Genomic DNA, 24,776 nt, shown 5'->3' on the forward strand with positions numbered 1-24,776 from the left:
TCCTCCCCTCCTGCTGTCAGCCCTCTTCCGGCTGGAACCGCACGGTCACCGGCTCCGAGGAGGCCGTGTGAGCGAGACGCTGCGTGATCGACGCCGTCTGCGGCACGGTGAGCTTGCGGTCGAGCGTGATCGACCACCGCCCGTCCACGGCGGCCGTCGCGGAAGCCGGAGAGGGCAAGCGCCCCGGGCCGGTGACCGCGACCTCGACAGTGGCACCCGGTGCCCCCACACCGCTGATGGTCACCCGATCCGCAGCGAGCGCCGCCGTCGGCGCCTTCGGCGCGACACCCGCGGCGTCGTCCTGAACCGCGGACAGGTTCTTCATCCACGTGAACGAGGTCGGCGTGATGGTGTTGTCGCCCCACACCTTGCCGTCACGGTCGACGGCGTAGGCGAAGAATCCACCCTTCGCACCCTCCGCCGGCTGCCAGGTGGCGTAGCCGTACGCGGTCGACGACGGCGCCGTGGCCGGGTCGTAGATCCCCTCGGCATCGCCCCAGTGCGTGCGATCCTGCTCCTCCGGGAACGAGAAGCCGGGCAGGAACTGGCACGGCGCGATGTCGTCGGCGAAGGTGTTCCACGTCGCGGGAAGCCGTGCGGCGCCCCGGCCGTACGCCTGCAGCAGCACGAAGGACACCTTGTCCGACACGGCCTCGAACAGCGGGGTGTCGCCGTTCTGGTTGGTGTCGAAGATGAGGATCTTGTCCGTGCCCGAGGTCGGCCCGAGGAGCGCGCCGAGCGCGCGGAAGACCCCGATCGCCCGCGTCAGGTTGTCACCGGTGGGGTACGACTCCACGTCGATGTCGATGCCGTCGAGCCCGTAGGGCGTGACGTACGTGTCGACGAGCTGCTGCGCGTAGTCCCGGTAGGCCTGCTCGGTGAGCGGGATGTTCGCCTTGGCGAGCTTGTCGATCCAGAGCGTGTACACGGCGCGGGTCCCGCGCGCGTGCAGTGCCGGCACGTACTCGTCCCGGAGCGCGCGCCAGTAGTCGGTGCCTGCCGTGGCTCCCGCGTCGAACACCATCGCCACGTCGACCTCGGGCGGGAGGTCGGTCATCCGCGTCACGTTCGGGTCGGGCAGGTTCGAGTTGGCGCTCTGCGGCACCGTGACATCGCGCCAGGTGCGGTAGTACGCCATCGTGAGGGGCGTGGCAGAGCACTGCGAAGTGTTCCCGACCTGCGCCGGTGCATCCGCCGCCGTGGCCGGCGTCGCCCCGAACACGGCGAGACCCGCAAGGATCGCGCTGAGGCCGAATGCTGCTGTCGTCCGTTTCATTGCTGCCTTCTCTCTTCTTCGAGTGGGGTAGCTCCCCCGATCGCGGCGTCGAGCGCCGCGAACTCCGTGATCCCCAGTGCGCTGCCGGCGTTCCACGCGCGCTCCGCCATCGCGCGCAGCGGTCCCCTGATCCCCTCCGCGACCTGCTCCGGCGTCTGCGCGTCCGGCCGGTCCGACCACACCGCGAACGAGACGCCCAGCAGCAGCTCCGGATACGGCAGCGGCAGCTCCTGCCGCACCGTGCCCTGCCCGTCCGCGCCCCACAGCGAAGGGAACAGGCCCGGATGCCACTCGGCCGCCCAGATCCGCTCGGCGGTCGGGTAGCCGTAGCCGGCGTTCTCGCCGAGCACGTAGTAGAACAGCGCGTCGTTGACGTTGACCAGACGATGCCCCGCCGCCACCGCGTCCGCGACCGGCCGCATGGCCGCGTTCCAGTTCGTCCACCAGGTCAGCACGACATCCGGATCCAGGCGTTCGCGCTCACTGCGGAGCAGGCCGTCGTTCCACGCGCGCGCCTCCAAGCCGCGCTCGCGCAGGTGCGCCGCGATCCGGTTCACGAAGGCGGTGAGCAGATCGAACCCGGTCCCCTCGGACCCGTAGCGCTGCCTGGCCGCCTCCGCCAGGGCCGGGTATTCGGCCATGCGGTCGAAGTCGACGAACTCGTCGCCGCCGAGGTTCCAGCGGGTGCTGTGCGCGAAGGCCGGGATCATGTCGTCGATGAGCGCGAGGGCGAAGAGGATCGGATCCTCGCGCGTGATGTCGAGGGCGTGGTCGGTCTCGAGTCCTTCCGTCTCCGGCAGGCGCAGCCCGGGATGCGCGCGCAGCGCGTGCCGCAGGTGCCCCGGCATGTCGAGCGACGGGATCAGGTCGATGTGCAGATCGCGGGCGGTGGCGACGATCTGGGCCGCCTCGGCACGGCTGATCCGCTCGTCCGAGACGATCTCCGCGAACGCCGCCGATTCCAGCCGGAAGCCCTCGTTCTCCGAGAAGTGCCATTGGAAGACGTTGATGCCCACATCGGCGGCCGCGTGCAGCTGCGCCGTGATCCAGTCCGCCGGATAGTGCTTGCGCCCGGCATCGAGGTGCAGTCCGCGCTCGGCCACGGCCGGCGCGGACCGCACGCTCCCCCGCGGGACGCCCCCCTGGGCTCGCAGGTTGTGCAGCAGCTGCCGGGTCGCGCGGAACGCCCCGGCCGCCGATGCCACGGTGACCACGATGTCGTCGGCGACGTCGATCGTGAACGACTCGTCGCTCACGTCCCGGCGCTCCGCGAGCGGGCTCAGCCGCAGCCGCAGCACCGGATCGCCGGCCGCGGCCGCGCCGCGGATCCCGAGCCCGGCCAGCTCCCCCTCGACGCGCGCGGCCTCGCGGGACAGCACGGAATCGCTGGCGACGACCCGCACCCGCACCGGCGCCCAGAGGCCCCCGGCCGCGCGGAAGGACGTGGGCTGCGGGATCGCCGCCCACGTCACCGCCGCCGTCATCCCTTGACGCTCCCCTCTTCGACGCCCTTGAAGAACTGCTTCTGCAGGACGGCGAAGAGGATGATGATCGGCACCAGCGCGATCATCGTGCCCGCCGCGATCACGCGGGGGTTGGATCCGAAGTTCGAGTTCAGATAGTTCATGCCGACCGTGAGCGTGTAGTTCGCCGGATCCGACAGCACCACGAGCGGCCAGAGGAAGTCGTCCCAGGCGCCGATGAAGGCGAACAGGGCGACGACTGAGACCATCCCGCGGATGTTCGGCCAGACGATGTGGCGCAGACGCTGCATCGTGTTGGCGCCGTCGATCGTGGCGGCGTCCAGGGTGTCCGGCGCGATCATCCGGCACGCCGCCGCCATCAGCAGCACGTTGATCGCGGCGATCGCACCCGGCAGGAACACGCCCCACAGGGTGTTCGCCAGTCCCAGCGACTTCACCGTCAGGTACTGGCTGGTCAGCGTGACCTCGCCGGGCAGCAGCAGGGTGGAGAAGAAGATCGCCATCACGATCCCCTTACCGCGGAACTTCAGGCAGCCCAGGGCGTACCCGCCGAGCGTCGCGAACACGACGTTCGTGAGCACGGTGCCGACGCCCACGAGCAGCGAGTGCCAGGCATAGTCGAGCACGGGGATGGTGCGGAACACCTCGGCGTAGTGATCCAGCGTCGGAGCGCTCGGGATCAGGTTCGGCGGGAAGCCGTAGATGTCCTCCGAAGAGCCCTTGAACGAGGTCGACAGCTGCCAGATGAACGGGAACACCATGATCCCGAGCACGGCCACGAGCAGCACGTACTTGCCGATGAGGCCGCCGAGGGACGGCTTCATGATGTCGGCGGATCCACGGGTGCGATAGGCGCGCTCGCGGGGCGGTTTCGTCGTGCGACGCGGGGCCAGGACGGTCATGCGGTCACCTCCGTGCGGGTGCGCGACTCGGTGCGCGATTCGGCGCGCTCGGCGCGCTGGCGGGCACGGATCTCCTGGCGGGCCCGCCGGTTGTTCAGCGCCTCGCGGATCATGTCGCCGTTGTTCGCGATGCCGACGACCGCGAGCGGGATGAGCGTGAGCAGGAACAGGACCAGCGAGATCGCCGACGTGTAGCCGATCTGCCCGTTCAGCCCCTTGCCCATCGACTGGATCAGCATCACGAGGCTCATCGCCTGGCCACCGGGGCCGCCGGTGCCGTTGGAGAGGATGAACAGCTCGGTGAACACGCGCATCGCGCCGACGCAGATCAGCACGGAGACGAGCATCATCGGCCCGCGCACTCCCGGCACGGTCACCGCCCAGAACCGGCGCCAGGCGCCTGCGCCGTCCATGGCCGCCGCTTCATGCAGCTCGCGGCCGACGTTCCCGAGGGCCGCGAGGTAGACCACCATGTAGTAGCCCAGGCCCTTCCACACGGTCAGGCCGATCGCGCAGCCGATCAGCAGCCACCGATCCGAGAGGAACTCGATCGGCCGATCGACGAAACCGAAGAACTTCAGCGCCGTGTTGATGGTGCCGCTGCCCGAGAACAGGAACTCCCACACGATCGCGACGACCACGGCCGAGGCGATCACCGGGAAGTAGAACGTGGTGCGGAAGAACCCGATCCCGGGGATCTTGCGGTGCACGAGCATCGCGAGCAGCAGCGGCAGGAACGTCAGCAGCGGCACGCACACGATGACGTAGACCAGCGAGGTCGTCAGCGCGTACCAGAACCGCTCGTCCTGGAAGAGCCGGCCGAAGTTCTCCAGCCCCACGAACGAGACCGGACGGAGGGGGCGCGCGTCGGTGAACGCGAGCACGATGGTGTTCAGGAACGGCCAGAGTGCGAACACGAACACCCAGGCCACTCCGGGCAGCACGAGCAGGTACGGTGTGTACCAGCGCTGTCTTCTCATGACTTCATCCCCCTCCGTCGCGAGCTCATCGGATCACTTGACGACGTTCTGCTCGCAGAAGGTGACGGCCTTCTGCAGCGCCTCCTTGGGCGAGATGTCGCCCTTCACCGCGAGCGCGATCTGCTGCTTGGCGTAGTTCTCCATCGCCTCGGTGTACTTCGGCGAACCGGTCTGCTTCGCCTTGCCCATCTGGGCGGCGGCGAGCGTGGTCGCCACGGCCTGCTGCGGGTTCTGCGCGGTCTCGGCGAACGCGGACGGGTCGTCGTTGGCCTTCTTCACACCGGGGAAGAAGCCCGAGGCGAGCTTGACGAACGCGACCTGGTTCTCGGCGTTCGTCACGTACTCGGCGAACGCCAGCGCGGTCGCCGAGTTCTTCGACTTCGCGGAGACGCTGATGCCCTGCACGAACAGCGGCGGGGTGCCGAAGTCGGCCGTGGCGACCACGGCGGGCAGCAGGCTCGGCGCGTTGACGGCCACGTCCTTGTCGATGTAGTTCGGTCCGGCCGTGGTCCACGCCACCGTGCCCTTGTTGAAGTTGTTGACGTTCGCGTTGGCCGTGCCGGCGTTCTGCAGCGCCTCGGGCGTGATCGCCCCCGCCTTGTACAGGTCGGCGTAGCGCTGGATGATGGCCTGCGCCTCGGGGGTGTTGAAGACGAACTTGCCGCCCTTGTAGACGTCGAGCGTGCCGCCCTGGTCCGAGACCATGATCTGCAGCGACTTCGGGCTGGGCACATCGGACAGCGACTGCACGCCGACCTTCGCGAGCTTGGCCGCGGCGTCCAGGGTCTCGTCGATCGTCTTCGGCGGAGTGGTCACGCCGCCCTTGGCCAGCAGGTCCTTGTTCCAGTAGTTCAGCTCGGTGCCGAGGTACCAGGGGAACCCGAAGGATCCGTCCAGACCGTCGTACGTGTACGCGCCGACGCCGCCCGCGACGTAGTCGCCGAGGATCGAGGACGCCTTCTTCAGGTCGGCCAGCTGCCCCGCCTGGGCGAGCTGGGCGGCGTACTCGGGCGGCAGGTTCAGGACATCGGGCAGCTCGCCCGACTCGGCCTGCTGCAGCACCTTGTCCTCGTAGCCGTCCGCGGGCTGGTCCATCCACTTGACCGTGGTGCCGGGGTGCGCCTTCTCGAACGCCTTCACGACGTTCTCGAAGTACGGGGTGAACTTGTCGTTCTTCAGCGACCAGGTCTGGAACGTGATCTGTCCCTTGATCTCCCCGCTGGACGATCCCGAGTCCGGAGCCTGTGCACCACCGGTGCAGCCGGTCAGAGCGAGCGCCGCCGTGACGGCGATGCCCAGGGCGAGAGTGGATCGGATCTTCATGGACGTTCTCCTTCGAAGTGGTCCTGGGTCCACCGCCGGCGGCGCTGGTATCCCATCACTAAAACGCTATAGTGTGCCTAGCATGCCATACGGACGGGACGTCGTCCAACAGGCCTGAACGACAGGGATCCGGGAAACCGAAGCCTTTCAGCACTCCTGGAGACAGATGAACCCCACCCGCCGCCCGAACATCGTGTTCGTGCTCACCGACGACCATGCCGCGAACGCGATCGGCTGCTACGGCTCTGCCGTCAACGCGACTCCGGGCATCGATGCCCTCGCCGCGACGGGTGTCCGCTTCGACCGCGCGCTCGTCGAAAACGCGCTGTGCACGCCGAGCCGGGCCGCGTTCCTCACCGGCACGTACAGCCACACGAGCGGCGTGACCACGCTCGCCACGCATCTCACGAACGACCACGAGACGTTCATCACCGCACTCCGGGCGGCCGGCTATCGCACGGCCATGTTCGGCAAATGGCACCTCGGCCACGGGCCCGCGCACGACCCGGCCGGCTTCGACCACTGGGAGGTGCTGCCGGATCAGGGCGAGTACTTCGACCCGGAGTTCTACACGCCACTCGGCCCGGTGCGCCACGAGGGCTACGTCACGGACATCATCACCGACCGCGCGCTGGCCTGGATGGCCGCGCAGGGCGACGAGCCGTACTGCGTGCTGGTCTGGCACAAGGCGCCCCACCGGCCGTGGCTGCCGCACCCCCGGCACGCGGACCTGTTCACGGATCCGATCCCGCTGCCGCCGACCTTCGATGACGACTACGACGGCCGCGGCACCCCCGCCCACCACGCCACCATGCGGATCGCCGACTACCTCACGGACATCGACCTGAAGCAGGATCCGCCGGCCGAGCTCGGCTACGCCGACCGCGCGGTGTGGAAGTACCAGCGCTACATGCAGGACTATCTGCGCTGCGTGGCCGCGGTGGACGAGGGCGTGCAGGCGCTCACCGGCTTCCTCCGCGAGCGCAGCCAGTTCGATGACACCGTCACGATCTACGCCTCGGACCAGGGCTTCTACCTCGGCGAGCACGGCTGGTTCGACAAGCGCTTCATGTACGAGGAGTCGCTGCGGATGCCGCTCGTGCTCAGCTACCCGGCACGGGTCGCCGCCGGCAGCACGGACGCCCTGGTCTCGAACGTCGACATCGCGCAGACGCTGCTCGACTTCGCCGGCGTCGACGCCCCCGAGGGCATGCAGGGGCACAGCCTCGTCGGTCTCGTGACCGAGCCGGATCCGATCCCGGTCCGCGACGCGCACTACTACCGGTTCTACGAGCACGACGACCACATGCACCACGTGTGGGCGCACTACGGCGTGCGCACCGACCGATACAAGCTGATCTACTACTACGCCGACGGAATGGGACTGCCCAACACGGGCGACACGTCCTATCCTCCGGAGTGGGAGCTGTTCGATCTGGAGACGGATCCGTACGAGCTCACCAGCGTGCATCTCGATCCCGCATACGCCGGCATCCGGCGTGAGCTGACCCTGCAGCTGTGGGATCTCCAGCAGGAGCTCGGCGACTCACCCCACCCGCGCCAGCCCGTTCCGGAAGGACGTACCCGATGACCCTCAGTGCTGCCGCCACCCGCGACACCCCCTTGCGGTTCGGCGCGAACTACACCCCGGCGAAGGAGTGGATGCATGCCTGGCTCGACCTCGACCTCGACGATGTGCGCCGCGACTTCGCCGGGCTCGCCGCGCTGGGCCTGGACCACGTGCGGATCTTCCCGCTCTGGCCGATCCTGCAGCCGAACCGCACACTCATCCGCGAGAAGGCGGTCGCCGACGTGCGGGCCGTGATCGACGTGGCCGCCGAGTTCGGGCTCGACGTGAGCGTCGACGTGATCCAGGGGCACCTGTCGAGCTTCGACTTCATCCCGTCGTGGCTGTTCACCTGGCACGACAAGAACATGTTCACGCATCCCATCGCGCTGAGCGGCCAGGTCGCCCTCGTCGAGCGGCTCGGCGACGCCCTGCACGACGCGCCGAACTTCCTCGGCTTCACGCTCGGCAACGAGGTGAACCAGTTCTCCGCCGCGGTTCATCCGCACCCGTGGCCGGTCTCGCCCGACGAAGCGGCTACGTGGCTGACGACTCTGCTGGACGCGGCGGATCGCTCCGCCCCCGGCCTGCCGCACGTGCACAGCGAGTACGACGCCGCCTGGTACATGGACGGGCACGGCTTCGTGCCGACCCACGCCACCCGGATCGGCGCCATGACGACCGTGCACTCGTGGATCTTCAACGGCACCGCGCAGCGCTACGGGGGCCGCTCGGCGGCGAGCGACCGGCACGCCGAGTACATGATCGAGCTGTCTCGAGCGTTCGCGACGGATCCGGACCGGCCGATCTGGCTGCAGGAGGTCGGCGCCCCCTCGAACTGCCTGACCCCGGAGCAGACCCCCGACTTCCTCGAGGCGACCGTGCGCGCCGCGGTGCGCACGGAGAACCTCTGGGGCGTGACCTGGTGGTGCTCGCACGACGTGGGCCGCGAGCTCGCCGACTACCCCGAGCTGGAGTATTCGCTGGGCCTGATCGACCAGGCGGGCGACGCGAAGCCGATCGGGCGGCGCTTCGCGGAGATCATCCCCGAGCTGCGCGCGCGCCGGCCGGTGCCCGCGCGTCCGACCGCGATCGTGATCGAGGTCGACGAGCACGAGGTCCCGGTCAGCCGTGCGGCGATGAGCCCCGGCGGGGCGATCTTCGAGGCCTGGGTGGATGCGTGCGCAGCGGGAGCCGATCCTGCCTTCGTCACCTCGCGCACGGCCGCGAATCCGTCCGCCCTCGCCGCCCGCGGGATCACCGACCTGATCCGGCCCGACCTCGCGTCCGGCGCCGGGACCTACTCCTCCAACAACACGGTCGTCGACCATACCGCCGATTTCTGAGACGGCAGCTTCGAGCCCGGCACTCCGGCGGCCTGGCCGCGACCGCGGGTCTCGCCGTCGGGCGGGCCAATCTGCAGGGAGGCCCCGCCGTTATGCAGGGCCGGCGAGCACGTTGCCCGACGGCAGCCGCGGAATCATGGGCACCACTCCGGCCTGGCCGGGCTCAGGCCCTGCGGAACAGCCCGCCCTCCCTGCACATTGGCCGGGCCGACGTGTCGCTCAGGCGCGGCTGACCCGCTCGGCCTCCTTGGCGGCGACGATCTTGCGCAGGCCGGAGCTGGAGAAGCGGTGATCGCGGCTGTTGAAGTACAGCTCGATGCCCGCCTCCTCGCAGTACGTGCGGCCGGTGAAGTCGCGATCCTCGTACTCGTCGCCGACGATGCGCACGTCGAGCTTGAAGGAGCGCAGGATGTCCTCGAGATCCTGCTCGGTCGAGTAGGGCACGATCTCGTCGACGTACGAGCAGCCGCGCAGCTGGATGTAGCGCTCGACCACCGTCTGGGTGGGAGCGTTCTTCTCCGGACGGTCGAGGGTGGGATCCATCTGCAGCCCGCAGATCAGGTAGTCGCACTGCCGCTTCGCCTCGGCGAGCATCATGATGTGCCCGGCGTGCAGCAGGTCGAAGGTCGAGAACGTGATCCCCACCCGCGGTCCCGGGTTGTAGTCCTGGTGCTTCTTCACGGTCTCGTCCGGCGCCATGTGCGTCTCCTCACTTCAGCGCTCGAACTCTATCGGATCCGCCCTGCCGGACTCTGAGGCCCCTGTCAGCGCCGGGGTGAGGAGGTGCTCTCGCGGATCGTCAGCGTGGGGGCGGGACCACGGCGCGCCGGCAGGGGATCTGCGGCGTCGATCATCTCCAGCAGGAACACCGCCGCCTGCTCGCCGAGGGAGAAGGTGTCGCGGGTGAGGCAGGTGATCGAGGGATGCACGAGCCCGGTCACCACCGAGTCATCGAACGACGCCACCGACAGTGCGGCGGGCACGGACACGCCCATTTCCTGCGCGACCCTCAGCCCGGCGATCGCCATCACGTCGTTGTCGTAGACGATCGCGGTCGGCCGGGCGGCGCGGCTGAGCAGGGTGCGGGTCGCGGACGTCGCCGCGGCGGGCGAGAAGTCCGTGACGAGCGTCTCTCCGGTCACGTCCCGGCGCGCCAGGGAGGCGAGCACGTCGGTGCGGATCCGGGTGTGCTGGAACTCGGCAGGTCCCGACACGTAGGCGATCTCGCGATGCCCGAGCGCCGCGAGGTAGTCGAACAGGGCGTGCGCGGCGGCCTCGTCGTCAAGCCAGATGGAGGGCGGATCCCCGACCGACGCGCGGCTGCCGATCACGACGGCGGGCAGCGGCAACGAACCCAGCAGCGACAACCGGGGGTCGTCGTCGCGTGGATCGATCACGATCACGCCGTCGACCTGGTTGGAACTGCGCCAGCGCCGATAGGTGGCCATCTCCTCCTCGATCGAGGAGACGACCACGAGCTGCAGCGCCATCCCGTGCGCGGCGAGCGCGGACTGCACTCCCGCGATCAGGTCGGTGAAGAAGGCCTCGGTGCCGAGCGTGCGGGCGGGACGGTTCACGGCGAATCCGACCACGCCGGCGCGGGACCCGACCAGCGCGCGAGCTGCCGAGCTCGGCTGCCACTGGTGCTCCTCGGCGATCTCGAGGATACGCCGGCGGGTCAGCTCGCTGACGCCGGGGCGCCCGTTCAGGGCGAAAGACACCGCTCCGGGCGAGACGCCCGCGAGCCGGGCGATGTCCGCGATGGTGGTGCGCTTCGCCTGTGACATAGACTCACCGTACTAGATCGTTTTAGTTGACTCGTCCGCGGGGATTTCCGCGGACGAGTACTCTGATTTTCGCACCGCGAAGGAGCGCCCCCGTGCACGAAGAGACCTCGCTCACCACCGGACGCGTCGCGCGCGTGCTCACCGAGCGCGTGCGGCCCGCGATCCACTCCGCCCGGATCCCTCTGGAGATCACCGCTCACGTCCTCCCCGGCGAGCCGATCCCGGCCTCCGAGGGGATCGCGCTGGACTATGCGCCGTTCGAGGCCGGCCGGCAATGGGGTCGGGCATGGGGCACGACCTGGTTCCGGATCCGCGGTGCGATCCCGGCCGCCTGGGAGGGGCGCCGCGTCGAGGCGCTGATCGATCTCGGCTTCGACGTCAACATGACCGGCTTCCAATGCGAGGCCCTCGCCTACCGGGCCGGCGCCGACGGCGAGCCGGTCCCGGTGAAGAGCATCAACCCGCGCAACCAGTGGGTGCCGATCACGGAGCGCGCCGAGAGCGAGGAGGCGGTCGAGCTGTACCTGGAGGGCGCCTCCAACCCGGTGCTGCTGGACTACCATCCGTTCCTGCCGACGCACGAGGGCGACATCCTCACCTCTTCGCCGGATCTGCTTTACCGCGTGCGGCACATGGATCTCGCGGTGTTCGAGCCCGAGGTGTTCGAGCTGTCCCTCGACCTCGAGGTGCTGTTGGAGCTGCAGGCGGAGCTTCCCGAGACCAGCCCGCGGCGCATGCGGATCCTGCAGGCGCTCGATGACGCGCTCGACGTGCTCGACCTGCAGCGGATCGTCGAGACCGCCGGCGACGCCCGCGCCCAGCTCGTCGACGTGCTCGCCGCGCCCGCCGACGCGAGCGCGCACCGCATCGCCGCGGTCGGGCACGCCCACATCGACTCGGCCTGGCTGTGGCCGCTGCGCGAGACGATCCGCAAGGTCGCCCGCACGACCTCGTCGATGACGACCCTGCTCGAGGAGCAGCCGCAGTTCCGCTACGGCATGTCCAGCGCGCAGCAGTACGCATGGATGAAGGAGCACCGCCCCGAGGTCTGGGAGCGGATCAAGGCCGCCGTCGCCGAGGGACGGTTCCTGCCGCTGGGCGGAATGTGGGTCGAGTCCGACACCGTGATGCCGACCGGCGAGTCCCTGGTGCGGCAGTTCTCGCACGGTCAGCGCTTCTTCGAGCGCGAGTTCGGGATCCGCTCGAAGGGCGTCTGGCTGCCGGACAGCTTCGGCTACTCCCCCGCCCTGCCGCAGCTCATGCGCCGGGCCGGGTTCGAGTGGTTCTTCACGCAGAAGATCTCCTGGAACCAGCGCAACGTCTTCCCGCACCACTCCTTCGACTGGGAGGGCATCGACGGATCGCGCATCTTCACGCACTTCCCGCCGATGGACACCTACAACTCGCAGCTCTCGGGCATGGAGGTCGCCAAGGCCTCCCGCCAGTTCAAGGAGAACCGCGTCGCGACGCGATCGATCGCCCCGGTCGGCTGGGGAGACGGCGGCGGCGGCACCACCCGCGAGATGACCGGAAAGGCCACCCGGCTCGCTTCGCTGGAGGGATCGGCCCAGGTCGAGTGGATCCACCCCGACGAGTTCTTCGACGCGGCGCGCGCCGAATTGCCGAACCCCGCCGTCTGGGTCGGCGAGCTCTACCTCGAGCTGCACCGCGGCACGCTCACCAGCCAGCACGCCACGAAGGCCACGCACCGCCGCGCCGAGCAGGCGCTGCTCGAAGCCGAGCTGTGGGCCACGACCGCCGCGGTACGGCTCGGCACCGCGTATCCGCACGACGAGCTCGACGCGCTGTGGCAGCAGGTGCTGCTGCACGAGTTCCACGACATCCTCCCCGGGACCTCGATCGCCTGGGTGCATCGCGAGGCCGTGGCCGTGCTGACGCAGGTCGCCGAGGCCGCGAACGCCCTGGCCGCCACGGCACGCCAGGCGCTGGCCGGATCCGGGGATCTCGAGATCGTGTTCCGTCCGGTGCACACTCCGGTCGGCGGCGCGGGCGCCCTCGGCGCAGCCACCCCCACCCCGGGGTCGTCGAGCGAGGACGGCGCAGCCGACCTCACCCCGGGGTCGTTGAGCGAGGACGGCGCAGCCGACCGAGACGAAACGCGCCTCTCCGAGGAGGACGGCGGCTTCCGCCTCACGAACGACGCGGTCACGATCCTGATCTCCCGCGACGGACTGATCGTCTCGGCGATCGACCTCGTCACCGGCCGCGACGCGATCCCCGCCGGATCCCCCGCGAACCTGTTCCAGCTGCACCAGGACTTCCCGAACATGTGGGACGCGTGGGACATCGACAAGTACTACCGCAACCGCGTGGACGACCTCGTGGACATCTCTTCGATCTCGGCGTCCGTGGTGGACGGGGTCGCGCAGGTCGTCGTGGAGCGATCCTTCTCCCAGTCGCAGATCCGCCAGACGATCTCGCTCGCCCCAGGATCGCGCACGGTGCTGCTGCGCAACCGGATCGACTGGAACGAGGCCGAGAAGCTGCTCAAGCTCGCCTTCCCGCTCGACGTGTTCGCCCGGGAGACCCTCGCCGAGACGCAGTTCGGCTTCCAGCGCCGGGTGACGCACGTGAACACGAGCTGGGAGGCGGCGAAGTTCGAGACCTCGATGCACCGGTTCGTGCTCGCGACGGAGGACGACGGCTTCGGCGTCGCGCTCGTGAACGACTCGGTCTACGGCTATGACACCAGCCGCGAGGCGTCCGGCGACGACGCCACCACGACGATCCGGCTCTCCCTGCTGCGCGCTCCGCGGTTCCCGGATCCGGACACCGACCACGGCGTGCACGAGATCACGGTCGGTTTCGTGGTGGGCGCGGACGCCGCACTCGCCACCGCCGAGGGGCAGCGCCTGAATGCGCCGGAGACCATCGTCCGCGGCGCGCACGGCACGGATCCGCTCGTCTCGATCGAGGGCGACGGCATCGTCGTCTCGTCGGTCAAGCTCGCCGACGACCGCTCCGGAGACGTCATCGTGCGCGTGTATGAGGCGCTCGGACGCCGCGCGACGGGCACGCTGTCGGTCGGGTTCGAGCACGGCGGGATCCGCGAGGTCTCGCTCATCGAGGACGAGCTGGCGGATCCGCGCACCGGCGGCGCGCTGTCGCTGCGCCCCTTCGAGGTGCGCACCCTCCGCATCCCCCGGGTGTGACATCCCGGGGCCGTTGAACGAGCAGCGACGAAGGAGCAGCGAGACGAAACGCGGTGATCCCGCGGAGAACGGTCCTCGCTCAACGACCCGGCGACTCACCCCAGAACGCGGGCGAAGGCGTCGCGGCTGATGCCCTGCTCGAGGATCCGCGCGGACCATTCGCGGGCGCTGTGCAGGCTGTGGTCGCGGTAGTTGCCGCACTCCACGGCGCTGACCCCGGGCACGTCGCTCCACTCGGCCTTCTCGGCGATGAAGCGCAGGCTGTCGGTGATCGCCGTGACGAGCGCGGGCACTTCCGGGCGGCCCCACATGATCAGGTGGAACCCGGTGCGGCAGCCGAACGGCGAGATGTCGATGACGCCGTCCACACGGTCCCGCAGCAGCGAGGCGAGTAGGTGCTCGATCGTGTGCAGCCCTGCGGTGGGGATCTCGCCCTCGTTCGGCTGCACGAACCGCACGTCGAAGTTCGAGATCTCGTCCCCGCGCGGCCCCTGCTCGACGCCGATCAGCCGCACGTACGGCGCCTTGACGGCGGTGTGGTCCAGGGTGAAGCTCTCGACCTCGGCCATGGCGGATCTCCTTCGGTGGCGGGTTCTCGGGACGGACCGGATCCGGCCCGCGATCGAGGCTACTCCGCCGGCCGCGGCGACGTCCCCGCCTCCGCAACACGATGACGGATCCGGATCCTCAGGGCGCGGCAGACGAGTAGACCGGGACGGATCCTGTCCCTGATCGGCTTCCGAGCACGATCGCGACGATCCCGAGGAATGCGACCGCGGCCTGACGCGCCAGGCCGAATGCATCGAACACAACCATGAGCGGCGCGATATTGGCTCCCGATCCCATCAATGGTGTCCAGAACGGCGACATAGGTACGGCAGTCATGATCGCGACAGCGCACAGCACCCAGAGAGGCGTCCAGTTCCACGGTCGCGGGACGACACCGACACGGCCGATCTGAATGGCCGCGATGAGAGCGAGCATGAGCTTCACCGACAATGTCACCGGGACGACGAGCTGAAGTGGTGGGACGGAGTTGCTCAGCGGCATCTGATATTGAGGTGGGTCGACCACGGCGGCGACGAGCGGCTGGGTCAGCATCACGACGACGAGTCCGATCGCCGCCCCTGTGCCGAGCGGTCGACGCGCCGTCACACTACCGGCTCGCCCAATCCCGACAACCAAGACGAGCACGCCGAGCGCGAAGAGCGGATCGACTGCCCTGACCAGCGCGAGAAGCGCGCCCGTGCTGGCCAGTGCCGCGACCGGAGAGGCGACCAGAAGCGCGCCGCCAAGCACCCACGTGCGCTGGCGTTCTCGTGCGGCCGATCCGACGTCGACTGTGACCATGCCCCGACCCTAGCCGCAACCACGCCGCGAGAGGGTCGGGCGAATCGGCATGCTCCGTCTTGATCAGCCTCGCCCGTAGCGGGCGACGATCTCCTCGGTGAGCGGGGGCCAGATCCGCTTGTGCTCCTCGCCGAACGGGACGCCGGACAGGAACGCGGCGGCGATGTCGTGCGACCGGTCGATGAACAGGAGGCTGCCCAGGGCCCCGAAGTGGCCCGCGGTCTCGGGCGAGAGCGTGTCGCTCAGCCAGTGCGGGGTCTTGGCGCCCTTGAGCTCGAAGCCGAGGCCCCACTGGTTGTCCGCATACGCGCCGTAGCCGGGCACGATGCCGTGCAGCCCCGGGTGGGAGACGGCGAGCGCGAGATCGCGCAGCGCGGCGGGGATCAGCGTGGGCCGCAGCACCTCGCGGCCGAAGGTCAGCAGATCCTCGATCGAGGAGCGCGCACCTGCCGACGGCCGACCGGTGACGTCCGTCTGAGCCATGCCGAGCGGAAGGGTGACCTCGCGCCGCATCCAATCCGCGAAGTCCATCCCTACGGCGTCCGCCACGTGCGCAGCGAGCACGTCGAACCCGACGTTGGAGTAGATGCGCCGCTCGCCCGGGGCCTTCTGCGGCTCGGATCCCTCCATCGGCAGCCCGCTCGTGTGATCGAGCAGGTCGAGCACGGTCGCACCGGCGGGGCCGGCCGGGTCGTCCAGGTCGATGAGTGCATGGTCGATCGCGACCAGCACGCCCCACGCGGTCAGCGGCTTGGTCACGGAGGCCAGCGGCAGCACGGCCCGCGGATCGCCCTGCACCGCGAGGGTCTCCTCGGGGCCGGTGACCCCGACGAGGGCGGTGTGCGGGAAGCCGTCGGTCGCGGCGAAGGTCGTGGTCTCCACGGAGCCATCGTCCCACGAGCCGTCATCGGATCAAGATGTCACACATCCGCCCCGGCCGGTGTCTTCATGTGCGAAGGCGCGAGAAGCGCGCCGCAGAAGGAGCAGATCATGACGACCCAGACCCGCATCCCGGCGACCGAGGTGACCGGACTCTACGGCGCCGTGGTGAAGTTCGCCACGAAGAAGATGTTCGGCCGGGTGCCTGACTCGATCGGGGTGCTCTGGCACCACCGCCCTGTGTTCACCGACATGATGAACTTCGGCCGCAAGACCGAGAAGTGGCACGAGCTCGACAAGAGCCTGTCGACTCTTGCCACGATGTCGGCGGCAGCGACCGTCGGCTGCAGCTTCTGCCTCGATTATTCCTACTCATTGAATATGCCGATTCGCGCGTGTCCTCCAGCGTGACATGGCCGAGGTGGCCGGCAACACGCGGAATAATGTGCTTCGGACCAGGGACGCGGTTGTGCAGCAACGTGCATGCCAGCCTGGCCGGTATGCACCACATTGGTTTTGTCGATGAGATTCGACAGCGGACATCGGTGAGTTTCGACAGCGGTCGCGACGTCGCCAGGCCCGAGATGTTGGTGAGTATCGGCAGCACTCATTAGGACGAACGGTCTCGTTGGCGGCGTTTAATCCTCGGACCTCGTCACACAGGCGCAGCGACAACGACGCTCACGAGCGTCAGGGAACTCGGAAGCGCTCCGGGACCAAGGGCCAAGAAGGTGCCGTTCGGCGCTTCGGTGACAACCATCCAGCCGTTCGAGGACGAAGCGAGGACCTGGCCCGTTTGGGGTGTTTCGTCGATCGATACCGGGATGGTCTCCGGTGCTGTGAGAACGTCGGGCGGAGGACCCCCGAAGTTCAATCCCCAGGGCACGATCGTCATCTCGTCCGCGGCGCCGAACTCGAGCGTATGAACCTCGAAGCGAGGCGTCGTCGCTGCTCCCTTTTCCCAGACGTATTTCGTCTGAGAGATGGGTGTTGGGCTGCCGTATGTCGTCGTTCCCCAGTCGACGTCCGGGGCCATCGTTGATAGCCGATACAGCGGCGGAAGGGCCCCGCTCGCGAGGAACTCAGCGAGCATCGCCTTTCGCCGCGCGGCCTCTTCCGCCGACACGGGAACACCCATCATCGGCTCTTCATTGCTGGTCATGGCGTCACCTTTCGTCGGCGCTTGAGGCTTCTCTGGGATTACCCGACGAACAGGCTCATTGACGGATACCCGATCGTGCATTCGGCCCAATCGGTCGTGACGGATCCGGCCACGTATGCGTCCGCCCATCCACTACCGGTGTTCGCTGGGCCGCCGCCCGTAGCCTCGATTCCTGGCCACCAGCCACTGAAGGTAAGCGAACCTCCGCCTGCCGAGCCGCTATACACGATGGATGTCGAGTAGTACCAGATCGCCCCTGTCGATGAGACCAAACGAAACTGGAAATAGGCCCTGCCGCTGCCCAGGGTCCACCCGCTGATGCTGGCAGTTCCGCAGTCGCCGACGACCGGGTTCGCGTTTGGTGTGACCGAACCATTCCCCGCCTTCGATCCATGGTCAAGGACGCCGCAGATATTCACGTTGTGCTCGATCGCATACTTGAGACCAGCAGGCTTGAGCGTGGAGCAGTCGATCGTCATTGGGGCCGATACGGTGACCGTTGGCGGCGACGTCGGAGGCGCATCGGATCCGGTGGTCGTCGCGGCACTCGCCGGACCTGCTAGGCCGAAGGTGAGAATGACTGCGGACAGGGCGGCTGCTGCGACCAGCAACGCCCTCTTGCGAAGGAGCATCTCTTTGGGTTCCCTTGCTGTAGCCGAGGTCGGGTGTCGCAGCCGTTGCGCCTTTGCTATTCGCCGGTCTACACCCTCATTGATGACGTTGGCAAGAATCTCGGCACCCTCGCCACGGGTTCAGGCTCAGCAGCTCAGGGACCTGTTGAACGCGGTCTCTCGATCCAGCACCGCGGTGCTTTCGAAATTGATCGACATCCAATCCGCGTGACCGGCGGGTGTTGTCAAAGTTCACCGATATCCGCTGTCGAAATTCACCGACAAACCAACCACATCGACCGCCATCGCGTCCCGCGGACTTCGAACAGCGCGAAGGTGGCGGGATGCTCCGAGGCAACCAGAGCGATCTCCTTGCTCTCCTTTCGGCTAACCCGGAATCGGGCTCGAACGCGACCACCGCGATGCGCATGACAGTTCTGAAGTGCTTGCTTGCTTCAGTGGGGTGGCGGGTGCACCTCCGAGGTTCGTCGCGTTCGAGTTAAGTAGTCAGGCGTCGTCTTCGATCCCGATGACGCCGGTGTCCTGGTCGGCGCGGCCGTCGTCGTTCATGTCCGCCGCACGGGCCTTGCGGGCATCCCATCTCAGCAGCACGGATGCCGCGGTGGCGGCGACGAGTGTACCTGCGAGGACGGCGATCTTGGCTCCGCCGGTGTGGGTGCCGTCCGGGAACGAGAGCTCTGCGATCAGCAGGGACACGGTGAAGCCGATCCCGGTGAGCAGGCCGATGGGGAGGAGGTCGCGGATGCCGATCGCGTCGGGCAGGCGCAGCGGGGTGAGGCGTGTGAGGAGCGCGGTCATGCCGAGTACCCCGACGAGTTTTCCGATCACGAGTCCGATGACGATCGCGAGGACGACCGGTTGTGCGAGCACAGCGAGGGGCCTGTCGTCGCTGATCAGGGAGACGCCGGCGGAGAAGAACGCGAAGACGGGCAGTGCGATGCCGGAGGAGAACGGGCGTACCGCGTCGTCGAACCGGTGGGTGCGCGGCTGGGACTCGCCATGCACGGGCCGCGCGGGAACGGCGAGTCCGAGGAGGACACCGGCGATCGTCGCGTGGATGCCGGAGGCGTGCATGAAGCCCCACGCGACGGCTGCGAGGGGTAGGAGGAGCCACCAGCGGGGGCGGCGGGAGCGGACGATGAGTCCGAAGAGGGCGACGGCGACGATCGCGCAGGCCAGCGCGATCAGGTTGATGCCGGACGTGTAGAAGATCGCGATGACCACGATCGCGAGGAGGTCGTCGACGACGGCGAGCGTGAGAAGGAACGTCCTCAGTGCTTTCGGCAGGCCCCGGCCGAAGATGGCCAGCACGGCCAGCGCGAAGGCGATGTCGGTGGCGGTCGGGATGGCCCATCCGTGCAGCGCGTCCCGATCACCGCTGAGGAGGATCACCCCGGCAAAGAGCAGTGCGGGCACTGCCATCCCGCCGACCGCGGCGAGGACCGGGACGGCGGCCTCCCTCGGGCGCCGCAGGCTTCCTGCGACGAGCTCGTGCTTGAGTTCGACGCCGACCACGAAGAAGAACACCGCCAAGAGAGCGTCAGCCGCCCATGCGGACAGCGGCAGGCTCAGGTGCAGCGATGCCGGACCGATCGTGACCTCAGACAGGGCCGTGTAGGCGCCGTGCCACGGGGAGTTCGCCCACAGTAGGGCGAAAGCCGCGGCGCCGAGGAGCAGGATCCCGCCGGTGGTCTCTTTCGTCGCCCAGCTGCGCAGACGGCGGCGGGCGTTGCGAGCGTGCGCGAAGTGGGTCACGGGTCTCCTCTGGTCGTGACGCCGGCGGGTGCGCCGGCGTCGGTGTCGACCAGACTTCCCGACGCGCCTCGTCCAGCCTACGCGAGCGTGTGGCGTTCGGGACCCGGCTTCGGGTCAGGCTGCGGAGGGGTCGTTTCCGCCGCCGAGCATGCGTCGATACTCGCGGTCCTGCTGCTTCTCGATGTCCTGTCCGCGACGGAGCAGCTTGGTGGTGTAGATCGTCCCGTACGACACCGAGCGGGACACGACGGTCGCGATCGCGCTCGTCAGCATCACGGGAAGCACCAGCGAGACGTCTCCGGTCATCTCGACGACGGAGGCGAACGCGGTCAGCGGCGCTCGGGTGCCGGAGGCGAACACCCCGCCCATGCCGATCGCCGCGTACACGGCCGGGTCTCCGGCCGCCTCGCCGAACAGCTGGTGCGCGAGGACGCCGTAGGCGGTGCCGAGCATGAGCCCGATGAACAGGGATGGGGCGAACACCCCGCCGGATCCGCCGATGCCGAGGCTGAGGGAAGTGGCGAGGATCTTCGCGAACGCGAAGAACAGCAGCATCCAGAGGCCGTAGTCGCCGTGGAGCGCTTGGAACATCACGGGGTAGCCGACGCCGAACATCTGCGGCACGGCGAGCAGCAGCAGGCCGAGCAGCAGTCCGCCCACGGCGGGACGTGCCCATTCCGGACGGTTGCCCCAGAGTTTGTCGCACAGATCCTCGACGGCGTACAGGACGTATCGGAAGAGCTGCCCCACCAGAGCAGCGATCACGGCGAGGACGGCGACGAGCAGATAATCGACGGAATGCCCCAACGCCGCGTCATGCGGAAAGCCGCTGAGGAAGGCGTCCGCACCGAGGATCGGCCGGACGACGGCGTCCGCGACCATGGCGGACAGCATGATCGCGAACAGCGACCCTGCGGAAATCTCTCGGAGGATGATCTCCGCCCCGAAGAACACTCCGGTGATCGGCGCGTTGAAGGTCGCGGAGATGCCACCGGCCGCCCCGCAGGCGACCAGGATCCGCAGCCGCCCGACCGGTTGGCGGGTGCCCTGCCCGAGAGCGGAGGCCAGCGCCGCCCCGATCTGCACGATCGGGCCCTCCCGGCCGACGGACCCGCCGGTGCCGATCGTCAACGCGGAGGCCAGCGCCTTCACGACGGCCACACGCGGACGAATACGACCACCGCCCTCGGCGACCGCGATCATCACCTCGGGCACGCCATGGCCACGCGCCTCCCGCGCCCACCGGTAGACGAGCGGCCCGTAGATCAGCCCGCCGATCACCGGAATGAGCACGTAGAAGCCGAGACCCAACCACGGCAGGTGTGCACTGGGCACACGGCCGTCCTGACCGAACTCCGCGCTCCCGGTCGTTGCCCACGTGATTCCGAGCACGAGCGCGCGGAAGGCCAAGGCGCCGAGCCCCGCGCCCACTCCGATGATGAGGGCCAGGGTGAGCAGGCCGTACCGGTTCTTCCGGAACCAGGTCGCCACACGCGCTACACTTGCTGTCACACAAGCATTGTATGCATGCAAGTATCGCGACCGGGGAGTATGACGACATGCAGAGCAGGCCAGCTGAGGCGGCGGACGGGGACCTTCCGGAGACCGATGCGACGGTGACGGCATCGCGAGCCCTGCTGGGGATCATCGCCCGATCGATGGTCCCGGCACTGGAGAGTGTTTCGCTTCCCCAGTTCCGCGTCCTCGTCGTGCTCTCCTCGTCAGGGCCGCTGCGCATGGGCGTGCTCGCGGAGAAGCTCGGCGTGACGATCTCCACGTTCACGCGCACCGCGGACCGCCTCGTCACGGGCGGCTGGGCGCGCCGCGAGTCGAACCCCGCCAATCGGCGTGAGGTGCTGCTCGCACTCACGGACGCGGGCCGGGGGCTGGTGAACACGGTCACGGAGCATCGTCGCCTGCTGATCGAGGACGTCCTCGAGCGCATGGCCCCTGCAGACCGGGAACATCTCGGCGTCGCCCTGCGGGCGTTCACGAACGCGGCCGGGGAGCCCGCCGCAGCCGACCTGCTCGTCCTCGGTCTCTGATGCCGCCCCAGGTCTTCATGGAGCTCGTGCCGCCGACCGGTGGAGCGGCGGGCATGACGGGGTCGATGTGGATGCCGACCATGCCGCTGACCGTTTCGCGACTGTTCGCGGTCCATCCGCAGCCGATCCCTGTGCTGCCGCTGCTCGGAATCGGCCTGCTGCTGGTCTATGGCGCGGGCGTGGTGGCACTCCGGCGTCGTGGTGACGCCTGGCCCATGACACGCACAGTGTGCTGGATCGTCGGCGTGTTCACGCTCGAGTTGATGACCGCCACCGGGTTCGACGGTTACGGCATGGAGCTGTTCAGCGTGCACATGGTGCAGCACATGACCCTCAGCATGGTCACACCGATCTTCCTCGCCCTCGGCGCGCCGGTGACCCTGCTGCTCCGAACCCTCAGCGGGGGAGGCCGATCGCGTCGAAGGGTCCGGTCCGCGCTCTTGCGGATCCTGCATTCCCGGCCCGCGGCGGTCCTCGCGAACCCGATCGTGACGGGCCTCCTGTTCCTGTTCAGTCTGTACGGGCTCTACTTCACGCCCGTGTTCACTGCGCTGATGAGCACGATGTGGGGGCACAACCTGATGCTCATCCATTTCCTGCTGATCGGGATGCTCTACTTCTGGGGCGTTCTCGGGATCGACCCCTCGCCGAGACGGGGCGGAGGGCCGATGGGGCAGGCCGCCGGGACCGTCGGCCGCATCGCGGAGATGGCGATCCCGGTGCCATTCCACGCCTTCTTCGGAGTCGTGCTGATGATGGCGAGCACCGTCGTGGTGACCTACTACGCCGCACCGACGCGCTCGCTCGGCGTCACCGCCCTCGGAGACCAGCAGACTGCCGGGGGGATCGCCTGGGGGTTCACCGAACTGCCCACGCTCCTGGTGCTGTCCGTCCTCTTCCTGCAGTGGCAGCGCAGCGATGCACGGCACACCGCGGCAGCGGAGCGCAAGGCTGAACGCGACGGCGACGCCGATCTCGCCGCCTACAACGCACATCTTGAACACCTGGCCGCGCTCGACGCGAGGCGACGGTCGTGACCGGAGGAGCTGTCGCGTACGCCTTCGTGCTGGGGATGATCGGTCTGCTGAACCCCTGCGGATTCCCCTTGCTCCCCGTGTACCTGACCGCCTTCATCGACACGACGCAGGACGGCTGGACCCGCCGATCCCTTGCGGCCATGCGCGCCGGGGCCGCGCTGACGATCGGCTTCCTCGCCGTCTTCGGCGTGGCGGCGGCCGCCATCGCCTCCATCCACGGGCTGATCGACGCCAGCGCCCCGTGGGTCATGCTCGTGGTCAGCACAGCGATCATCGTGCTCGGCGTCCTGGGCCTGTGCGGAAAGATGATCTCGGTCCTGTCCGTGCCCCGCTTTCGTGCCGGCACCGCGTTCTTCGCGATGGTCGGGTTCGGGATCGCCTACGCGATCGGATCGCTCAGCTGCTCGCTGCCCGTCTTCATCGCCGCGGTCGGCGGGGCGCTGACGACAGGGACAACGCCGGCGATCGTTGCGACGGTGACCGCCTACGGGCTGGGGATGGGCCTGTTCGCGATCGTCGCCGCGCTCATCGTGTCCTGTGCCGATGCCGCCGCGCTGCGCGCGCTGCGCCCCGCCGCGGCCTACATCCCCCGAGCGGCCGGCGGCGTGTGCGTCGCGATCGGTCTCTACCTGCTCGCGTTCTGGGCGGGCCGGCTCGGTGCCCCCGACCTCGCCGCACCGATCACCCGCGTGCTCGACGGCTTCCAAAGCGCGGCTTCACAGACGCTCGAGCAGGCGTGGCTGCCCCTCGGCGCAGCACTCGTCGCCGTGGTCCTGACAGTCCTCGTGAGCGCAGCGATCCGAGAGCACGCGCGCAGCCCCGCGGCAGCGCCCGCGGAGAACAGCGAAGAGAGGGAAACACATGGCATCGCCGAATGAGCACGAACGCACCCCGGGGGTGCGGGGCTGGGTGGTGCTCTGGATCCTGTCCGGCCTTCTCATCGTGACCGTCGTGCTGCTGGTCGCGGCCTCAACAGGCTGGTCCCAGCCCACCCCGGCCACACCGGCACAATCGCTGCCGAAGGGACTCAACCAGCAGACCGCGGACCTGCTCGGAGTGACCCCGGGTCCGACCGACCCTGCAACGGCGCCGCGCTATCGGCTCACCGACCAGAACGGCCGCGCCTTCGACGAACGAGGCCTTCGGGGCAGAGCTGTGGTGCTGACCTTCAACGACGATCGGTGTGCCGATCAGTGCGCGATGCTCGCCACGGACATCATCGCCGCCGACCGGGATCTGCCCCCGTCCGAACGATCCGACATCGCATTCGTGTCGATCAACGCCAACCCCTACTACCCGAAGCCGTCGGACGTGAAGAACTGGTCCGATCAGCACGGGCTGGGCAGCCTGCCGAACTGGTACTTCCTCACCGGAACCCCGGCCCGGCTGGCCGATGCCGCGAAAGCGTACGACGTCCCGATCCAGCTCGACCCGGCCACCCGCTCGGTCGCGCACGGCAGCCAGATCTTCATCATCGACCCCACCGGGCACATCGTTCAGCACGCCGCATTCGGCGTCGAGTCCGCCGACACCGACCCCTTCGGTCATGGCCTCGCGGTCCTCGCGAACGACGCGCTGCCGGCTTCACAGCAGGGACATGTCGCCGGAGTCGACCTGAAGGTGGCGATCCCGGGAGGCACCGAGATCGGAGACACCCCGGATCCGGTGACGGGCCCCGCCGTGACAGGCACGCTCACCACCAGCGCAACGACGAGAGGGCTCTTCACCGTCCTCGACTTTTGGTCATCGACCTGCACGGCCTGCAACATCCAGCTCCCGGACGACCAGACCGAAGCCGACAAGCTCGGCGGGGCGGTCGCGTTCCTGGGCATCGACGTCGCCGATGATCCGGCCACCGGACAAGCGGCCGTGACCACGAACCGCATCAGGTTCCCCATCCTGCGCGATCCTCGCGGAACGCAATCGGCACGATTCAGAGTCAGCGAACTGCCGTACACGATCATCCTCTCCCCGACCGGCAAGGTCCTGGTCCGCCACCCGGGCCTGTTCACCGCAGAAGAGCTCGACTACACCCTCCACAGCCTGAACCCGGCACTCCTCGATGCCGGGTGAACCGA

The 24,776-nt window shown here is 68.6% G+C and carries 22 protein-coding genes; 8 read left to right on the plus strand and 14 right to left on the minus strand.

From position 1 onward, the window contains the following. Positions 1-16: 16 nt before the first annotated feature. Genes ABD882_RS14170 through ABD882_RS14190 form a run of 5 tightly spaced genes read right to left on the minus strand, consistent with a single transcriptional unit; the run spans position 17 to position 5,965 of the window. A complete protein-coding gene (locus ABD882_RS14170; RefSeq protein ID WP_345187974.1) occupies positions 17-1,276 on the minus strand; it encodes an EndoS/ChiA family endoglycosidase in 1,260 nt (419 codons plus the stop codon). Then, positions 1,273-2,760 carry a family 20 glycosylhydrolase gene (locus ABD882_RS14175; protein ID WP_345187975.1) on the minus strand — a complete coding sequence of 496 codons (1,488 nt, stop codon included), beginning with the start codon at positions 2,758-2,760 and terminating at the stop codon, positions 1,273-1,275. The genes ABD882_RS14170 and ABD882_RS14175 overlap by 4 nt, the downstream gene beginning before the upstream one ends. Beyond that, positions 2,757-3,662: a carbohydrate ABC transporter permease gene (locus ABD882_RS14180; RefSeq protein WP_345187976.1), complete on the minus strand. Its 906-nt coding sequence runs from the start codon at positions 3,660-3,662 to the stop codon at positions 2,757-2,759. The genes ABD882_RS14175 and ABD882_RS14180 overlap by 4 nt, the downstream gene beginning before the upstream one ends. Beyond that, positions 3,659-4,642, minus strand: coding sequence for a carbohydrate ABC transporter permease (locus ABD882_RS14185; protein ID WP_345187977.1), 984 nt, complete (start codon positions 4,640-4,642; stop codon positions 3,659-3,661). The genes ABD882_RS14180 and ABD882_RS14185 overlap by 4 nt, the downstream gene beginning before the upstream one ends. 33 nt (positions 4,643-4,675) lie before the next feature. Next, a complete protein-coding gene (locus ABD882_RS14190) occupies positions 4,676-5,965 on the minus strand; it encodes a sugar ABC transporter substrate-binding protein (RefSeq protein ID WP_345187978.1) in 1,290 nt (429 codons plus the stop codon). Between the two features lie 166 nt (positions 5,966-6,131). Here ABD882_RS14190 and ABD882_RS14195 point away from each other — a divergent pair, with 166 nt between their 5' ends. Both ABD882_RS14195 and ABD882_RS14200 read left to right on the plus strand, forming a co-directional pair. Further along, complete coding sequence (locus ABD882_RS14195) at positions 6,132-7,556, plus strand: sulfatase family protein (RefSeq protein ID WP_345187979.1); 1,425 nt, start codon at positions 6,132-6,134, stop codon at positions 7,554-7,556. Beyond that, the gene (locus ABD882_RS14200) at positions 7,553-8,878 is read left to right on the plus strand and encodes a glycoside hydrolase 5 family protein (RefSeq protein ID WP_345187980.1); all 1,326 of its coding nucleotides are present in this window, start codon (positions 7,553-7,555) and stop codon (positions 8,876-8,878) included. The genes ABD882_RS14195 and ABD882_RS14200 overlap by 4 nt, the downstream gene beginning before the upstream one ends. Before the next feature lie 219 nt (positions 8,879-9,097). On the opposite strand, the gene ABD882_RS14205 is transcribed toward ABD882_RS14200, so the two are convergent. Both ABD882_RS14205 and ABD882_RS14210 read right to left on the minus strand, forming a co-directional pair. Continuing rightward, positions 9,098-9,577: an adenylyltransferase/cytidyltransferase family protein gene (locus ABD882_RS14205; protein WP_345187981.1), complete on the minus strand. Its 480-nt coding sequence runs from the start codon at positions 9,575-9,577 to the stop codon at positions 9,098-9,100. A 65-nt stretch (positions 9,578-9,642) separates the two neighbouring features. Beyond that, positions 9,643-10,665 (minus strand): LacI family DNA-binding transcriptional regulator, encoded by a 1,023-nt coding sequence (locus ABD882_RS14210; RefSeq protein WP_345187982.1) that lies wholly within the window; start codon positions 10,663-10,665, stop codon positions 9,643-9,645. A gap of 92 nt (positions 10,666-10,757) precedes the next feature. Here ABD882_RS14210 and ABD882_RS14215 point away from each other — a divergent pair, with 92 nt between their 5' ends. Beyond that, on the plus strand, positions 10,758-13,838 hold the full coding sequence (locus ABD882_RS14215) for an alpha-mannosidase (protein ID WP_345187983.1): 3,081 nt from the start codon (positions 10,758-10,760) through the stop codon (positions 13,836-13,838). A gap of 95 nt (positions 13,839-13,933) precedes the next feature. Here ABD882_RS14215 and ABD882_RS14220 read toward each other — a convergent pair whose 3' ends face one another. From ABD882_RS14220 to ABD882_RS14230, 3 genes are all read right to left on the minus strand, one after another. Next, entirely contained in the window at positions 13,934-14,407 is a 474-nt protein-coding gene (locus ABD882_RS14220) for an S-ribosylhomocysteine lyase (RefSeq protein ID WP_345187985.1), read from the minus strand. 118 nt (positions 14,408-14,525) lie between these two features. Next, positions 14,526-15,188, minus strand: coding sequence for a hypothetical protein (locus ABD882_RS14225; RefSeq protein ID WP_345187986.1), 663 nt, complete (start codon positions 15,186-15,188; stop codon positions 14,526-14,528). A gap of 63 nt (positions 15,189-15,251) precedes the next feature. After that, positions 15,252-16,070, minus strand: a complete 819-nt coding sequence (locus ABD882_RS14230) for a serine hydrolase domain-containing protein (protein ID WP_345187987.1) — start codon at positions 16,068-16,070, stop codon at positions 15,252-15,254. A gap of 108 nt (positions 16,071-16,178) precedes the next feature. Between ABD882_RS14230 and ABD882_RS14235 the strand changes: the two genes are divergently transcribed. Further along, on the plus strand, positions 16,179-16,478 hold the full coding sequence (locus ABD882_RS14235; RefSeq protein WP_345187988.1) for a hypothetical protein: 300 nt from the start codon (positions 16,179-16,181) through the stop codon (positions 16,476-16,478). A 244-nt stretch (positions 16,479-16,722) separates the two neighbouring features. Here ABD882_RS14235 and ABD882_RS14240 read toward each other — a convergent pair whose 3' ends face one another. The 4 genes from ABD882_RS14240 to ABD882_RS14255 all read right to left on the minus strand — a co-directional run bounded on the left by ABD882_RS14240 (position 16,723) and on the right by ABD882_RS14255 (position 21,128). Continuing rightward, the gene (locus ABD882_RS14240) at positions 16,723-17,229 is read right to left on the minus strand and encodes a hypothetical protein (RefSeq protein ID WP_345187989.1); all 507 of its coding nucleotides are present in this window, start codon (positions 17,227-17,229) and stop codon (positions 16,723-16,725) included. Between the two features lie 38 nt (positions 17,230-17,267). Then, positions 17,268-17,708, minus strand: a complete 441-nt coding sequence (locus ABD882_RS14245) for a hypothetical protein (protein ID WP_345187990.1) — start codon at positions 17,706-17,708, stop codon at positions 17,268-17,270. Between the two features lie 639 nt (positions 17,709-18,347). Beyond that, positions 18,348-19,616 carry a Na+/H+ antiporter NhaA gene (gene nhaA, locus ABD882_RS14250; protein WP_345187991.1) on the minus strand — a complete coding sequence of 423 codons (1,269 nt, stop codon included), beginning with the start codon at positions 19,614-19,616 and terminating at the stop codon, positions 18,348-18,350. A gap of 114 nt (positions 19,617-19,730) precedes the next feature. After that, the gene (locus tag ABD882_RS14255) at positions 19,731-21,128 is read right to left on the minus strand and encodes a chloride channel protein (RefSeq protein WP_345187993.1); all 1,398 of its coding nucleotides are present in this window, start codon (positions 21,126-21,128) and stop codon (positions 19,731-19,733) included. Positions 21,129-21,175: 47 nt separating this feature from the next. On the opposite strand from ABD882_RS14255, the gene ABD882_RS14260 reads away from it, so the two are divergent. Genes ABD882_RS14260 through ABD882_RS14275 form a run of 4 tightly spaced genes read left to right on the plus strand, consistent with a single transcriptional unit; the run spans position 21,176 to position 24,771 of the window. Beyond that, positions 21,176-21,661, plus strand: a complete 486-nt coding sequence (locus ABD882_RS14260; RefSeq protein WP_345187994.1) for a MarR family winged helix-turn-helix transcriptional regulator — start codon at positions 21,176-21,178, stop codon at positions 21,659-21,661. Further along, a complete protein-coding gene (locus ABD882_RS14265) occupies positions 21,661-22,698 on the plus strand; it encodes a cytochrome c oxidase assembly protein (RefSeq protein ID WP_345187995.1) in 1,038 nt (345 codons plus the stop codon). Before ABD882_RS14260 ends, ABD882_RS14265 begins: the two co-directional genes overlap by 1 nt. Beyond that, positions 22,695-23,576 carry a cytochrome c biogenesis CcdA family protein gene (locus tag ABD882_RS14270; protein WP_345187996.1) on the plus strand — a complete coding sequence of 294 codons (882 nt, stop codon included), beginning with the start codon at positions 22,695-22,697 and terminating at the stop codon, positions 23,574-23,576. Before ABD882_RS14265 ends, ABD882_RS14270 begins: the two co-directional genes overlap by 4 nt. After that, complete coding sequence (locus tag ABD882_RS14275) at positions 23,560-24,771, plus strand: redoxin domain-containing protein (RefSeq protein WP_345187998.1); 1,212 nt, start codon at positions 23,560-23,562, stop codon at positions 24,769-24,771. The genes ABD882_RS14270 and ABD882_RS14275 overlap by 17 nt, the downstream gene beginning before the upstream one ends. Positions 24,772-24,776 lie beyond the last annotated feature (5 nt).

It is taken from the genome of Microbacterium panaciterrae (assembly GCF_039541635.1).
Classification (GTDB): Bacteria; Actinomycetota; Actinomycetes; order Actinomycetales; family Microbacteriaceae; genus Microbacterium; species Microbacterium panaciterrae.

Excerpts from the sequence above, each read along its gene's own strand:
- ABD882_RS14170 (WP_345187974.1), bottom strand. The coding sequence starts at position 1,276 with ATGAAACGGACGACAGCAGCATTCGGCCTCAGCGCGATCCTTGCGGGT.
- ABD882_RS14175 (WP_345187975.1), bottom strand. The coding sequence starts at position 2,760 with ATGACGGCGGCGGTGACGTGGGCGGCGATCCCGCAGCCCACGTCCTTC.
- ABD882_RS14180 (WP_345187976.1), bottom strand. The coding sequence starts at position 3,662 with ATGACCGTCCTGGCCCCGCGTCGCACGACGAAACCGCCCCGCGAGCGC.
- ABD882_RS14185 (WP_345187977.1), bottom strand. The coding sequence starts at position 4,642 with ATGAGAAGACAGCGCTGGTACACACCGTACCTGCTCGTGCTGCCCGGA.
- ABD882_RS14190 (WP_345187978.1), bottom strand. The coding sequence starts at position 5,965 with ATGAAGATCCGATCCACTCTCGCCCTGGGCATCGCCGTCACGGCGGCG.
- ABD882_RS14195 (WP_345187979.1), top strand. The coding sequence starts at position 6,132 with ATGAACCCCACCCGCCGCCCGAACATCGTGTTCGTGCTCACCGACGAC.
- ABD882_RS14200 (WP_345187980.1), top strand. The coding sequence starts at position 7,553 with ATGACCCTCAGTGCTGCCGCCACCCGCGACACCCCCTTGCGGTTCGGC.
- ABD882_RS14205 (WP_345187981.1), bottom strand. The coding sequence starts at position 9,577 with ATGGCGCCGGACGAGACCGTGAAGAAGCACCAGGACTACAACCCGGGA.
- ABD882_RS14210 (WP_345187982.1), bottom strand. The coding sequence starts at position 10,665 with ATGTCACAGGCGAAGCGCACCACCATCGCGGACATCGCCCGGCTCGCG.
- ABD882_RS14220 (WP_345187985.1), bottom strand. The coding sequence starts at position 14,407 with ATGGCCGAGGTCGAGAGCTTCACCCTGGACCACACCGCCGTCAAGGCG.
- ABD882_RS14225 (WP_345187986.1), bottom strand. The coding sequence starts at position 15,188 with ATGGTCACAGTCGACGTCGGATCGGCCGCACGAGAACGCCAGCGCACG.
- ABD882_RS14235 (WP_345187988.1), top strand. The coding sequence starts at position 16,179 with ATGACGACCCAGACCCGCATCCCGGCGACCGAGGTGACCGGACTCTAC.
- ABD882_RS14240 (WP_345187989.1), bottom strand. The coding sequence starts at position 17,229 with ATGACCAGCAATGAAGAGCCGATGATGGGTGTTCCCGTGTCGGCGGAA.
- ABD882_RS14245 (WP_345187990.1), bottom strand. The coding sequence starts at position 17,708 with ATGACGATCGACTGCTCCACGCTCAAGCCTGCTGGTCTCAAGTATGCG.
- ABD882_RS14260 (WP_345187994.1), top strand. The coding sequence starts at position 21,176 with ATGCAGAGCAGGCCAGCTGAGGCGGCGGACGGGGACCTTCCGGAGACC.
- ABD882_RS14265 (WP_345187995.1), top strand. The coding sequence starts at position 21,661 with ATGCCGCCCCAGGTCTTCATGGAGCTCGTGCCGCCGACCGGTGGAGCG.
- ABD882_RS14275 (WP_345187998.1), top strand. The coding sequence starts at position 23,560 with ATGGCATCGCCGAATGAGCACGAACGCACCCCGGGGGTGCGGGGCTGG.